General features: G+C 35.4%; 10 protein-coding genes. 1 reads left to right on the plus strand and 9 read right to left on the minus strand.

Features of this window, described 5'->3' with window-relative positions:
* Nucleotides 1-3,221 (minus strand): beta strand repeat-containing protein (locus H8R24_RS10870; RefSeq protein ID WP_187038203.1); only part of this gene is annotated, 3,221 nt, incomplete at its 3' end.
* A gap of 690 nt (nt 3,222-3,911) precedes the next feature.
* Here H8R24_RS10870 and H8R24_RS10875 point away from each other — a divergent pair.
* Nucleotides 3,912-4,970: a glycosyltransferase gene (locus tag H8R24_RS10875; protein ID WP_187019101.1), complete on the plus strand. Its 1,059-nt coding sequence runs from the start codon at nt 3,912-3,914 to the stop codon at nt 4,968-4,970.
* A 64-nt stretch (nt 4,971-5,034) separates the two neighbouring features.
* On the opposite strand, the gene phoU is transcribed toward H8R24_RS10875, so the two are convergent.
* The 8 genes from phoU to H8R24_RS10915 all read right to left on the minus strand — a co-directional run bounded on the left by phoU (nt 5,035) and on the right by H8R24_RS10915 (nt 13,686).
* On the minus strand, nt 5,035-5,703 hold the full coding sequence (phoU, locus tag H8R24_RS10880) for a phosphate signaling complex protein PhoU (RefSeq protein WP_187019098.1): 669 nt from the start codon (nt 5,701-5,703) through the stop codon (nt 5,035-5,037).
* Nucleotides 5,704-5,761: 58 nt separating this feature from the next.
* The gene (gene pstB / locus H8R24_RS10885; RefSeq protein ID WP_187019096.1) at nt 5,762-6,514 is read right to left on the minus strand and encodes a phosphate ABC transporter ATP-binding protein PstB; all 753 of its coding nucleotides are present in this window, start codon (nt 6,512-6,514) and stop codon (nt 5,762-5,764) included.
* Between the two features lies 1 nt (nt 6,515).
* Entirely contained in the window at nt 6,516-7,394 is an 879-nt protein-coding gene (gene pstA, locus H8R24_RS10890; RefSeq protein ID WP_187019094.1) for a phosphate ABC transporter permease PstA, read from the minus strand.
* A gap of 2 nt (nt 7,395-7,396) precedes the next feature.
* Nucleotides 7,397-8,605, minus strand: coding sequence for a phosphate ABC transporter permease subunit PstC (gene pstC, locus H8R24_RS10895; RefSeq protein ID WP_225876812.1), 1,209 nt, complete (start codon nt 8,603-8,605; stop codon nt 7,397-7,399).
* A gap of 161 nt (nt 8,606-8,766) precedes the next feature.
* Nucleotides 8,767-9,630: a PstS family phosphate ABC transporter substrate-binding protein gene (locus H8R24_RS10900; RefSeq protein WP_187019091.1), complete on the minus strand. Its 864-nt coding sequence runs from the start codon at nt 9,628-9,630 to the stop codon at nt 8,767-8,769.
* Between the two features lie 132 nt (nt 9,631-9,762).
* Nucleotides 9,763-10,980, minus strand: coding sequence for a porin (locus H8R24_RS10905; protein WP_187019088.1), 1,218 nt, complete (start codon nt 10,978-10,980; stop codon nt 9,763-9,765).
* 260 nt (nt 10,981-11,240) lie between these two features.
* Entirely contained in the window at nt 11,241-12,536 is a 1,296-nt protein-coding gene (locus tag H8R24_RS10910; RefSeq protein ID WP_187019086.1) for a porin, read from the minus strand.
* 199 nt (nt 12,537-12,735) lie between these two features.
* A complete protein-coding gene (locus H8R24_RS10915; RefSeq protein ID WP_187019084.1) occupies nt 12,736-13,686 on the minus strand; it encodes a LysR substrate-binding domain-containing protein in 951 nt (316 codons plus the stop codon).
* Nucleotides 13,687-13,729: the final 43 nt, after the last annotated feature.

Below are 13,729 nucleotides of genomic sequence, written 5' to 3' on the forward strand. Positions count from 1 at the left end.
AATGTTCCTGATGCTGTTGGAGTACCACTAATTGTAATTGTATTCGAAGCAAAAGTAGCTGTAACTCCTGCAGGTAATCCTGTTGCAGTTCCTATTCCTGTTGCTCCTGTTGTTGTATGCGTAATAGCTGTTAAAGCGGTATTGATACACAACGTTGGTGTTGTCGAAGCCGTTCCTGCTGTATTAGCTGGTGTAACTGTAATAGTTCCTGTTGCATTCACAGTTCCACAACCACCTGTTAACGGAATGCTGTAGCTGAATGTTCCTGATGCTGTTGGAGTACCACTAATTGTAATTTTATTGGATGCAAAAGATGCTGCAACTCCTGCAGGCAAACCTGTTGCAGTTCCTATTCCTGTTGCTCCAGTAGTTGTATGTGTAATAGCTGTTAAAGCGGTATTGATACACAACGTTGGTGTTGTCGAAGCTGTTCCGGCTGTATTAGCTGGTGTAACTGTAATAGTTCCTGTCGCATTCACACTTCCACAACCGCCTGTTAACGGAATGCTGTAGCTGAATGTTCCTGATGCTGTTGGAGTACCACTAATTGTAATTGTATTCGAAGCAAAAGTAGCTGTAACTCCTGCAGGTAAACCTGTTGCAGTTCCTATTCCTGTTGCTCCTGTTGTTGCATGTGTAATAGCTGTTAAAGCAGTATTGATACACAATGTTGGTGTTGTCGAAGCTGTTCCGGCTGTATTAGCTGGTGTAACTGTAATAGTTCCTGTCGCATTCACACTTCCACAACCGCCTGTTAACGGAATGCTGTAGTTGAATGTTCCTGAAGCTGTTGGAGTACCACTAATTGTAATTTTATTGGATGCAAAAGTAGCCGTAACTCCTGCAGGTAAACCTGTTGCAGTTCCTATTCCTGTTGCTCCAGTAGTTGTATGTGTAATAGCTGTTAAAGCGGTATTGATACACAACGTTGGTGTTGTCGAAGCTGTTCCGGCTGTATTAGCTGGTGTAACTGTAATAGTTCCTGTAGCATTCACAGTTCCACAACCGCCTGTTAACGGAATGCTGTAGTTGAATGTTCCTGATGCTGTTGGAGTACCACTAATTGTAATTTTATTGGATGCAAAAGTAGCCGTAACTCCTGCAGGTAAACCTGTTGCAGTTCCTATTCCTGTTGCTCCTGTTGTTGCATGTGTAATAGCTGTTAAAGCAGTATTGATACACAACGTTGGTGTTGTCGAAGCTGTTCCGGCTGTATTAGCTGGTGTAACTGTAATAGTTCCTGTAGCATTCACAGTTCCACATCCGCCTGTTAACGGAATGCTGTAGTTGAATGTTCCTGATGCTGTTGGAGTACCACTAATTGTAATTGTATTAGAGGCAAAAGCAGCAGTAACTCCACTAGGTAAGCCTGTTGCAGTTCCTATTCCAGTTGCACCAGTAGTTGTATGTGTAATATTCGTTAAAACGGTATTGATACACAACGTTGGCGTTGATGATGCTGCTGTGACCGTATTGTTTGGGGTAACAGTTACCAAAACTGCTTTTACATCCGAACATCCGATCGCGTTTGTGCCTTTAATATAATAAGTTCCTGCCGTTGCAGCCGTTGGTGATGCATAAGCACTTGTTGCAGCCGAATTAGTCCAATAGGTATACGTTTGTCCAGAAGAACTGCCCGCTGTTATAGCTGCTGCCGTCAAATTAACTGTAGAAGGAGAACAAACTGCAGCTGGATTATTTATTGCTAAAACGTAAGCTGAGCAATCTGGATTTACAATAAGACATTGAGGCGTAAGATTTGATGCGATCCCTCCCGTTGTTGTTACATTAGAATTACTGTTTGTAAAAGCAGATGGATTACCTGAGCATGATGTATTATATTGTCCTAGTACATTGGTTATTTTAACTGTAAAAGTAGCTGTAGCACCTCCAGGTAATTTTAATCCCGAAACAGAAAAATTACCAGAACCTGCAACCGCCGTAACTGTTGCTCCAGAGCCTCCTCCTGTATAAGAAGTTGTCACCTGAGGACTAGCCGCAATTTTAATTTTACTTGGTAAAGTATCTACAAAACCTAAATTGGATAAAAGTGCCGCCCCTCCAGCAGTATTTTCTACTACCCATGTATATGTAGCAATTCCCCCATCGATAATAACCGAAGGAGAAACTGTTTTAGTTAAAGTTGGTGCCGAAACATCAATCGATATAAAATAGGAACCTGACGCCAGAAAATCCCCACCAGTTGATCTCTGCTGCAGACGAACATCCATTGGGTTATTAGAATTGGGTAAAATACCTGCTGCATCAAAAATATCAGCATCATAATCCCAAGCTTCAGCAGGACCATAGATATGACCACCACTTATTGGATTCCTTGAAGTAACGTTTCCTGACAAAGCTGGACCTCCATCTGAGGTCACATTATTATTTACCGAAACCGCTATACTACTATTCAAGGCATCATCTGTACGCCCTGTCATTGGATCTGCTAATCTCGTTAACGCTCCGGTAGTTTGTCCAAAACTTATTAAATCGCTATAATTTCTATCTCCATAAGTTCCTGTTACACCGATTACAGCGTTAACAACGCCTGAAGCTGGTACCGTTACACCTGTTACATCAGAATTTACCGTTGAATTATTAAAAAACTGCCAGTTATCAGCAACCGTTATATTTCGAGCTGGCGAAGCTGGGTTACTATATACCACAATAATAGACCAACCACCCATAGGTAAAGTAGTTGAATCTGGCAGAGGATCAGCAAGGAAATACCTTCCTGCAGTTCCACCTGAAGCCACACTAACATAACCATTTGCCGGCATCATTGAAGTAACATCCCAAATAGCTTGGTAATAAGAGTTTGTATTATTATTAGCTAAGGCAGTCGCAGTGGACAAAAGAGTGTATGAACCTGCACCCGGAGCTTTAAATTTTACCGAAGTAAACATCCCCCCTCCAATACCTTTTTCTATTGCTAAATAAGCTTTTTCAATAGTAGAACCAGCAGGAAGTATCAAATCCGAACTAGTCGAAAGCGTTGTACTGTTGTCATTATCTACATCTGGCGTAAGACGGGTATTACTAAAATACCCATTATTAGACGTAGAACTATAATACCATGAGTTTCCAAATAAGGTTGCCCCTCCTCTAATTACCGCTTGATAGCGGTTAGTGCTTTGAGCTAATGATACTGAACTAATCAATACCATAAAAACTACTAGAAATAACTGATTCTTTAGATTGTGTAATTTTTTAATCATGTATTTTTAATATAAAATATTATTAAAATATAAAATTCAATAACGTATGTTGATAAGCTTTTAATTCATTTTAAATAGTGTAGCTATGTTACTCAGTAACAATTTCAAGCACTACTCCTTATTCCTCATTAAACACGTTCGTAGTTATTAACAACAAAACGCCTTGTGTAGCAATTCCTACTAAATATTCAAAATAACCACTATGCCGCGAAAATATAATAATTTGAAGCACTTCAATATTATACTCGTCTATTCACATAAAAAATCGATTAAAGGTAATAATTTTCTAGATCATAGCAACAATTTCGGTCATCTACAACTATAAAATAGCTTTTTTTATAGTATTAAACTTACTCATTTATATTTTTTATTAACAATGAAAATCGTTAAAACAAGAGTTATCAACAATTGCCAAATAAATTATACTACACTATACCGCGATTGATTCTTGCATACCTCTTGAAGGTAGCGAATTATATTTAAAAATCCAAATTCTTTACCTACCTAACCTACATACGACATTAAGAGTTGAACGGTTTTAAAATAAAAAACCAAAATGACTCTTAAAACAAATTAATATTGTATTATCAATGGATCCATTTATTAATCGTTTTTTAATACTTCAACAGTCCCAAAAAAAAGAATGTTTGGTTACTTTTAAAAAATAGAAAAGTAAAAAATAGCAGAAAAATGAATATGAATTGTAAAACCATTTTGATAACACCACTAAATTGGGGCTTAGGACACGCTTCGCGATGTATCCCAGTCATTAAAGCATTACAAGAAAATAACTTTATCCCGATTATAGCTTCTGATGGTCCTGCATTAGATTTACTAAAAAAAGAGTTTCCCTATATCAAAACTTTAGTATTGCCTTCGTACCAAATTGAATATCCTAAAAATGGAGCTTACTTTAAATGGAAAATACTACTGAACAGTCCGAAGACCTTAATGGCAATTTGGAAAGAAAAAAAAATGATTGAAAAATGGATTCAGCAATATGAAATTGACGGCATTATCTCTGATAACCGCTTAGGATGTTATTCGACTAAAATCCCTTCTATTTATATTACACATCAAATCAACGTGCTTACTGGAAGCACAAGCTGGATTTCCAGTAAATTGCATCAACAGTCTATCCAGAAATTTACCCAATGTTGGATTCCTGACCTGGCCACAAAACCCAACCTAGCCGATGTACTAAGTCATACTAATGCCGCCAACTTAAAACTAAAACACATAGGCCCTTTGAGTCGAATGGTAAAAAAAGAACTTCCAATTCAATATGATCTAATGGTACTACTATCTGGACCCGAACCACAAAGAGGAATACTGGAAACGCGCTTAAAAACAGTACTCAAACGCTATAAAGGCGAAGTGCTTTTTATCAAAGGAATACTAGAGAAAACACAAACAAGAGAGAAGATAAAAAACATTAACTACTATAATTTTATGACTACCCGGCAGCTGGAACAAGCTTTTAACGAAAGTGAAACTATACTTTGTCGCTCTGGATATACCACCATTATGGATCTAGTTAAACTTGGAAAGAAGGCGTTTTTCATTCCAACACCGGGGCAATACGAACAAATTTACCTTGCCCAAAAATTTCAGAACGAAGGCATTGCACCCTACTCTAGCCAAGACGTCTTTACAATAGAACACCTATTTGAACTAAAAAAATACAAAGGTTTTGAGCGCATCAATAATCCCATTGACTGGGAGTCACTGTTTCAAGTATTTCAATAAAAAAACTGACTTTCTTTTAAAAAGAAAGTCAGTTTTTTTATTGAAATTACCTATCGTACAACGCTTACTTTTTATCTGTAAACTTTTCGTGTTTAATTGTTTTAGCATTGATCATAAAATAAACCGATTCGGCTATATTGGTGCAATGATCAGAAATTCGCTCGATATGCTTTAATGCTAATATTAAGTGCGTACCCGAAACAACAGTTTTAGAATTGTTTTTCATTTCACTTATTATATTTTCGATTGCTGTAGCACTTTTAGTTTTGATACTTGTATTCAACCTAAAGATATCTTCAATTATAGATTCATCCAAATTCTCAAAACACTGATTGGTTTTTAATGTTACCATCTCCACCTCGCTAGTAATCTCAGCAATATCAAACTTTGAGATTAGCTCATGCTTTTCTTTGATGCTCTTGGTTAATTTAATAATACTTATCGATAGATCACCTATTCTTTCGATCTCATTACTCATTTGCATTGCCGACATAATGAATCTTAAATCGCTAGCAACTGGTTGTTGTAATGCAAAAACACTTTGACAAATATCATCGATTTTAAGATCTAATTTATCAATTTTACTTTCTGTTTTTTTTAATTCTTTGTTTTCAGATCCTGGTTCAGATAGCAATGATTTTACCGCTTCGCTCACCTGAGATTCTGCCAAGCTTCCTATTTTTATTATAATATTTTTAAGCTTTCCTAATTCTGTTTCTAAGTGTGATGCCATTTTTTTTAAAGATTTAAGGATAAAGTTAAACGATTTTTGATTTAAATCAAAATCGGTATCAACCAAACCTTCCTGTTATGTAATCTTCCGTTTGTTTAATTGTAGGTTTTGTGAAGATTGTTTTTGTTTTATCATACTCAATCAATTTACCCATATAAAAGAAAGCAGTATTATCACTTACACGACCTGCTTGCTGCATATTGTGTGTTACAATAACGATCGTATATTTATTTTTTAGCTCGTAAATAAGCTCTTCTACTTTGGCAGTCGAAATAGGATCTAATGCTGATGTAGGCTCGTCCATTAACAAGACCGAAGGCTGAATAGCCAAAGCTCTAGCAATACACAAACGTTGTTGTTGTCCACCTGAAAGTTCAAAAGCCGATTTTTTTAACTTGTCTTTTACCTCATCCCAAAGCGCTACTTGTTCAATCGAAGTCACTACTCGTTCTTCGATTTCATTTTTATCCGTAATTCCGTTTACTCTTAAACCGTAAGCAACGTTTTCATAAATGGTTTTAGGAAAAGGATTGGGTTTTTGAAAAACCATCCCAACATTTTTTCTCAAATCATCAACATTCGTCTGTCTTTCATAAATATCAACTCCATCGATTAAAATACTCCCGGTCATGTGGGTGTTATCAATCAAATCATTCATTCTATTTAACAAACGTAAATAAGTAGATTTTCCGCAACCAGAAGGACCGATTAATGCCGTAACTGTGTTTTCCTTCATTGACATTGAAATGTCGTGCAAAGCTTGAAATTCTCCGTAATTAAAATTTACGTTTTTAGATTCTATTTTATGCATGTTAATTCGTTTTTACTTTGTTTCCATAATATTTACGAAGGGCATTCGCTAATAAATTAGAAATTAATACAATTATAATTAAAACAAGCGCAGTACCATAAGCCATTGCTCTTGATGCTTCAATATTTGTTCCGCTGGTTGAAATCACATATAAGTGATAAGGCAATGCCATGGCTTGATCAAAGATTGATGTTGGCAATTTAGGTAAAAAATACGCTGCAACGGTAAATAAAATTGGAGCGGTTTCCCCAGAAACTCTTCCTACTGACAAGATCAATCCTGTTATAATATTAGGGAAGGCAATAGGAAAAACAATTTTACTAGTTGTCTCCCACTTACTCGCTCCTAACCCATAACTCGCTTGTCTAAAAGTATCGTCTACTGCTTTTAATGATTCTTCGGTGGTTCTAATAACAATCGGTAAAACTAGTAAACCTAATGTTAAACCACCCGCTAAGATAGAATCACCAAAACCCATTTTATTTACAAACAATGACATCCCAAATAATCCAAAAACAATCGAAGGAACTCCCGCAAGGTTGTTTGTCATTTGCTTGATTATTTTTTTAATCCAACCGTCTTTTACATATTCGTTCATGTATATGGCAGCCAAAACCCCTACCGGAAAGGCAAACACCATACTTACTAGAACCAAACAAAGTGTCCCTACGATGGCAGGAAAAATCCCACCCTCGGTCATTCCGTTTTTAGGCATTTCAGTAATAAACTCCCAACTAATTACTCCGATTCCTTTTATAACAATAAAAGCTAATATTACAAACAACAGCGCCACGATCGCGTAACTAGTAAATGTAAATATTCCGAAAGCAATATTTTGATTTCTTCTTTTTTTCTTTGCTAAACTACTTTGTTGACTCATGCTTAATGTTTTTTATGAGAATTTCTATTAGTAACCAATTCTACTAACATATTAATTCCAAAAGTGATTATAAATAAGATACATCCCAAAGCAAATAGCGCTTCATAATGCAATCCTCCATTAGGCGCTTCGCCTAACTCAGCCGCAATAGTTGCTGGAATGGTACGTACTGGCTCTAAAAGCGTGTGTGGTATTACTGCCGCATTACCCGTAACCATCAATACTGCCATTGTTTCACCAATTGCACGACCAATACCTAATATCGCTCCTGCTGTAATCCCTGAAGCCGAATAAGGAATCACGATCTTGTAAATTGTTTGCCACTTACTTGCTCCTAAAGCTAAACTAGCTTCTTTCATAGCACGAGGCGTGTTACGCATTGCATCCTCGGATATCGTGATAATGGTAGGTAAGGCCATAATAGCAAGGACTACACTTCCTGCTAACCCTGTTTCTCCTACTGGTAAATCAAAGGTACTTTGTATTAAAGGAACAATGATCACCAAACCAAAAAACCCATAAACTACAGAGGGAATTGCTGCTAGCAATTCGATTAAAGGTTTCAACAAACTGCGGGTTCTTTTCTTAGCAATTTCACTTAAGTAGATTGCTGCTGCAAGTCCTATTGGCAAAGCCAACAAAATAGCTCCAAGACTCACCCATAAGGTTCCATAAATTAAGGGCTTCACTCCCATTTGCGCTATTGGCTGTGCGGTAGGAAACCACTCTTCACCAGATAAAAATTCAGACACTTTGATTTTATCAATATCTAGTTCTCTTCCTTTGAAATCTTTAGCCTTATACTTATCAGAGAAAAAGGCAATAATACCTGGAGTCTTTGCGATAAGCTCGTTTATTTTGTCTGGAAAAAATTCAAAGTTCTTTCCTAATTCTTCCTCCGTATAATAATCTGTAATATCGCCTGCTCTAAACAAAACGATCGGCAAATCCTTGCCTCCCAATTGTTTCCAATTGGTGATTTTTTGATCGTAGATATCTTTTATCTCTGAAGGTTTTATTTTTTTTACTTGGTTATCGACTGAGACTGCTAATAAAAAACCATCATCAATAGGTTTCTTTGTAAAAACTCCCGCTCCTTCGATAAATAGAAAAAAGACAATCAAAATAACCGTAATACTAGTCGCAGCGCTACTTAGCATTAAAATTGTTTCAATAATTTTTTCTTTAATCTGTTTAAAATTTGTTTTCAAATCAGTGTATTTTATTTTTAGCAAAATTACGCTAGGCCAGCCCCTTTAATGTTCACACAGCATTATCCTTATGTTAACTTAATGTTAAGCGAAAGTTGTACAAACACAAAAAAAGCTGCCTAAAAATAGACAGCCTTTCCTTCAATTATAATTATCTTTTATTATTTCAACGGTACGTATCCTACTTCTGAAACAATTTTTTGACCTTCTGGTGAAAGAGCAAAATCAACGATTGTTTTTACTTTTGCTGCATTTGTTTTATCAAACATGTAAAACAAAGGTCTAGAAATTGGGTATGATTTATCTTTAGCACTTGCTACAGATGGCTCAATAAAAGTTTTACCTTGATCATAAGATACTGAAAGTTGTTTTACTTCTTTTGTCTCATACGCTAAACCAATATATCCTATAGCTCCTTTAGTTTGCCCTACTGCTTGAACGATTGCTCCAGTAGCTGGTAAACTTAAAATGTTTGAAGCATAATTTTTCTTACCCATTACCTCATCTTTAAAGAACTCGTATGTTCCAGATGATGATTCTCTTGAATAAGCTACAATTTTAGCATCTTCTCCACCTACTTCTTTCCAGTTTGTAATTTGACCTGTAAAGATTTTTTCTAATTGCTCACGTGTCAATTTCCCTACTTTATTTGCTGGATTAACGATAACCGTTAACGCATCATAAGCAATAATCACTTCTTCTATTTCTTTTTTCATTTCAGAGAATTTCAATTTCTCTTCCGTCTTCATATCTCTTGAAGCCATTGCAATATCAGTAGTTCCATCGATCAACGCTGTTAATCCTACACCTGTACCACCACCTACAACAGTTACACTTACATTAGCATCTGCCTTCATTAAATCTTCAGCTTCTTTTTGTGCCAATGGCAAAACAGTGTCACTTCCTTTGATTGTTACCGATATAGCATTTGCTTTCGATTCCGCCCCTTTATCTTCTGTTTTTGCTTTACCACAACTTAACATACCAATCAATGGCAACATTAAAAACAATTTAGTTTTATTCATTTTTTTATTTTTTAGTTTTTTTTAATTTTTTACAAAAGTACCGACCCAATGTTAACTCTGTGTTAAGCTAATATTATCCAATATTTATTATTTATGTTTATAGAAATAACAATCCATTTCACAAACCAATTATTATATTCCTATTTCAACTTGAAAACGAGCAAACCAATTATTATCAACGCTTCCACTGTAATTTTTGACATTGTCATATGAGAACTCGCCTTGCACTTTTACTTTATGTCCAAATATATATTTAGATAATCCAATCGTGTACTCATCAACATTAGGACTTAATGTTTGAATATCGGCATCCACTTTTTGAGTAGAAAATCTACCGATAATTTGATAATCAGAAGGAAAAAGATAACTCAATTGAGCATCAACCCCATGCCCTACAAAAACCGCTTGTTTTTTAGTAGCATCTAAAGCACTAACGGTAATAGGATTATCAGCCATTCTTGACATATAAGCCGCAGATGCCGCCCATCCTTTGTACTTAAGCATGGTATCAAAAAACAAGGATTGCAGTGTTCTAGCCTCATATAAACTACTTCCTAATTGTCCCTGAGATCTTAACGCATTATTGTTTTGACTAAAAGCTCCAGAAACCATCCATTTTAAACTTTTTTCTCGCATTAAATCGGCTTCAAAATTAGATCCGTTCTTCGTAAAAGATCCTAATGGAAACAATTCTACTTTACCCGTTAAAGCGATTCCGTCGTCTTTAGTTTTTACCCAATTTCTACCTTCTCCTTTAGTAATTGCACCTTTCAATGAATAGGAAAAATGCTCTGGACTTCCTTTCGAATAATCTAAAAACACTCCAAAATCACGATCAATATTAAACTTTGAATTATTAATACTACGATCTGTAAGTTCTAATGAGTTAGAAGAAATTACACGCTGATTGTTTCCTGGCAATTTAGTCTGACCAAAACCAATTGTAAAATGAGGAGTAGCTTTGTAAAAAAGAACTCCGTCTAAAATTACATTCCCACTATTCCCTACTACTACAGTTCCTATATCTCTCGCTGAAAAACCTAGTTCTACTTTATAACCAAATCTAGGGTTATAAACAAAACCGTCTAATTTAAGACGCATTCTTCTAATTTCACCTTCTACAACTCCTGACTCACCATCTTCTTTACCATAACCTATTCTACTTTGAACTCTAAATCCAATATTCATTTGAAACAAGCTATCATTTGCTGTAAAGCCTAACTTTTTAGTTGAGTTAAGATACTGTGACAATACTGTTTTTTTAGCACCTTCATTTTCGTCTTTTTTACCTTCCTGAGCAGTGGTTACTAGCGTAAACATTAGCACTATACTTAATAAAAATTTCTTCATTTTAATTTTTTGTTACTGTTTTGTTATTCGGTTGCAAAATTAATGTTAATAAAGCCTTTTAGTATTAAGGTAAGGTTAACATAACAATAAGCTAAGGCCAATAAAAATCATTAATTTACTGATTTACAATAAATTAAATATTATTTACTATTTACCACTAATCCATTACTAAAGAATAATTCACTAAATTATAGACAAAAAAACTCCAAATACTCATTTTCAAAGCATTTGGAGTTTCTTCCTTTTACGTATCGTAATTTCTAAAAATTAAACTGCGCTTGCAACCTTAATAAATTTCCTTGTTGTCTATTGTTTTTTAATGCGCTATCCTCAAATGTTCTATCTGCAATCACCCAAGTGGCTGTTAACTCAAATACTTTGTAAGGCTGCCACTCTAGTCCCAACTCGTAATCTCTCACGGTATAACTTCTAGCATCTTTTTCAAATTTCTTTCCACCATCGTAGTACTGAAATTTAGCAAATGGATACATTAACTGGTGTTTTGGTAAATCCCATTTGTAATTTAAGGTGATATAACCCCCTTCTAAATGAGACACATCTACAGAGTTTGTGAGCTTGTTATAGCGAGGTCCTTTACCAATATTATATTCGGCTTGCACTCCAAAAGGTTTTGGATACAATACAAATGAAGCCGCTACCCTTTGATCTAAGGTGTTTTGCTTATTATTAACAGTTACACCCGTTGAGATTTCACTACCAAAAGCCCATTTACCCGTATACGCCTGAATTCCAGGTTCGATAATTTGGCTCCCAATTACAAATGGATAACTCACTCTCGTTACAACATGTAGGTTTCTATTTCCTTCTGATTTATTAGATGTTTGACCGTTGTAAGCCCCAAATGCAAAAACTCCATAATCTCCAGAACCTTTGTACCCATCTTTAACCAGCATCGCAAAACGCTCTCTTATTTCGCTTGGCGCCCAATAGAAAAACGCACCTAAATCACGCTCATTTGCAACAGCACTATTCAATGCATCATTACGATCCAGCGTTAAACGATTTTGACTTGATTGCATATTTTCAAATCCGTATGGCACTTTACTTTGTCCTATTCTAACTCTAAATTCTTTTTTAGCATCGAATGACAAATCAAAATAAGCATCTCTAATTTGCAGAAAGTTATTAACTCCTGTTGACGGTGAACTCGCTAAATCTGGCTGAATATAAAAAGACACGTTAGGTGTAATTTGACCAGAAAAAACAATACGTGCTCGTCTAATAAAAAAACCATTATTGGATTTCACATCATCACCTGTAGCGGTTGTACCCCACGATTTATCACATTGGTCACAAGATACTTTATCATTTGTAGACAGTAAACCATTGTAGCGTACTTGAGCATATCCTCGCATACTTATTTTATCATACCATTGGGCATCTTTCTTTGGCTTTGCCTTTTCTTCGGCTGTTTTTGCTTTGTTGATCGAATCTAAAACACGAACCACTTCTTTTGAAATAGCGGCTTTGTTACCATCTTGCGCTTGAAGTGCTCCAGCACCTAAAATAAATAATGCAAATAAAAGTTTTTTCATGGTTGAAATAGGTTCTTAATTTTTTTTGGCAAAGATGCTATTGCAGTGTTAAGTTAATGTTAGCGAATCATTAAAAAATTAACTTTATTTTTACATTTTTTTAACGCAATAAATACCAAAAAATAACCTACAAAAAACAGCTTTGTCCCATAAATTACAGCAGGTCCATAAACCTTCATTTTAACCTAAGATCAATTTTTTACTTCAATTGTATAATCCCTTTTTTATTTTTTTCTTCAATCCATTGAAAAGAGTCGGCTATGATGCGCTCTTTTTCGTTTTGAATGAATTGCAAATAAGCATTGGCAACAGGCGAAAATTTCTTTCCTTTTAACCAAATTAGATTCCAATTGGACTTTATAGGCAATCCTTTTACAGGAACGATTTGCAAACTACCATTATTCAATTCATTTTTTACCCCAATCAAAGGCATAATCGAACATCCTAAACCAGCCAAAACAGCTTGTTTTACGGCTTCGTTTCCAGTGAGTTCAAATTTCTTGGGTACATTAAGGTTATTGTTTTCTATAAATTTCTCCATGATGTATCGTGTCCCCGAGCCTTCTTCCCGATAAATCACTGCCAACTCTTCTAATATGGAAACATCATAATTTTTTTTATCGAAAGTTTGACTCGCGTTGACCATCATATACAGAGCATTGGGCAACAACTCTACTTTTTCAATTTGAATCGCATCAGGCAAGACCGAAACCAATGAAAAGTCAACTTCATTGTGTTCTAAACTTTCCAATACTTGTCTCTTATTGGTTACATCCAAGATCAAATCGACACCAGGATGCTGCTTTAAAAAATCCGACAAGAAATAAGGCATTACATACTTACCCGTAGAAACAATAGATATTTTCAAGCGTCCGCTTAACTCTCCTTTATACGCAAGTGTTTTGTAATTGATGGCTTCTACCTCACTCAACACTTTTTCGGCAGCAATGGCAATTTCTTGACCAAAATCAGTGATATACAATTTTCTACCGATTACCTCCGTCAATGGAAACTCAAATTGTTCTTGAAAATTCCGCAGCTGGATCGAAACGGCTGGCTGTGTAAGATGTAGCTCTACCGCTGCTTTTGTAATACTCTTGTTTTGAGCCACTTTTAAAAAAACATACAACTGATGCAATGTATAGTTCATAAAAATATTTTATGGATTTCATTACAAATATAAATAAAAACAA

Origin of the sequence: Flavobacterium muglaense, assembly GCF_014305155.1 — a bacterium.
In the GTDB taxonomy this organism is placed as follows: Bacteria; Bacteroidota; Bacteroidia; order Flavobacteriales; family Flavobacteriaceae; genus Flavobacterium; species Flavobacterium muglaense.

Excerpts from the sequence above, each read along its gene's own strand:
- H8R24_RS10875 (WP_187019101.1), top strand. The coding sequence starts at position 3,912 with ATGAATATGAATTGTAAAACCATTTTGATAACACCACTAAATTGGGGC.
- phoU (WP_187019098.1), bottom strand. The coding sequence starts at position 5,703 with ATGGCATCACACTTAGAAACAGAATTAGGAAAGCTTAAAAATATTATA.
- pstB (WP_187019096.1), bottom strand. The coding sequence starts at position 6,514 with ATGCATAAAATAGAATCTAAAAACGTAAATTTTAATTACGGAGAATTT.
- pstA (WP_187019094.1), bottom strand. The coding sequence starts at position 7,394 with ATGAGTCAACAAAGTAGTTTAGCAAAGAAAAAAAGAAGAAATCAAAAT.
- H8R24_RS10900 (WP_187019091.1), bottom strand. The coding sequence starts at position 9,630 with ATGAATAAAACTAAATTGTTTTTAATGTTGCCATTGATTGGTATGTTA.
- H8R24_RS10905 (WP_187019088.1), bottom strand. The coding sequence starts at position 10,980 with ATGAAGAAATTTTTATTAAGTATAGTGCTAATGTTTACGCTAGTAACC.
- H8R24_RS10910 (WP_187019086.1), bottom strand. The coding sequence starts at position 12,536 with ATGAAAAAACTTTTATTTGCATTATTTATTTTAGGTGCTGGAGCACTT.
- H8R24_RS10915 (WP_187019084.1), bottom strand. The coding sequence starts at position 13,686 with ATGAACTATACATTGCATCAGTTGTATGTTTTTTTAAAAGTGGCTCAA.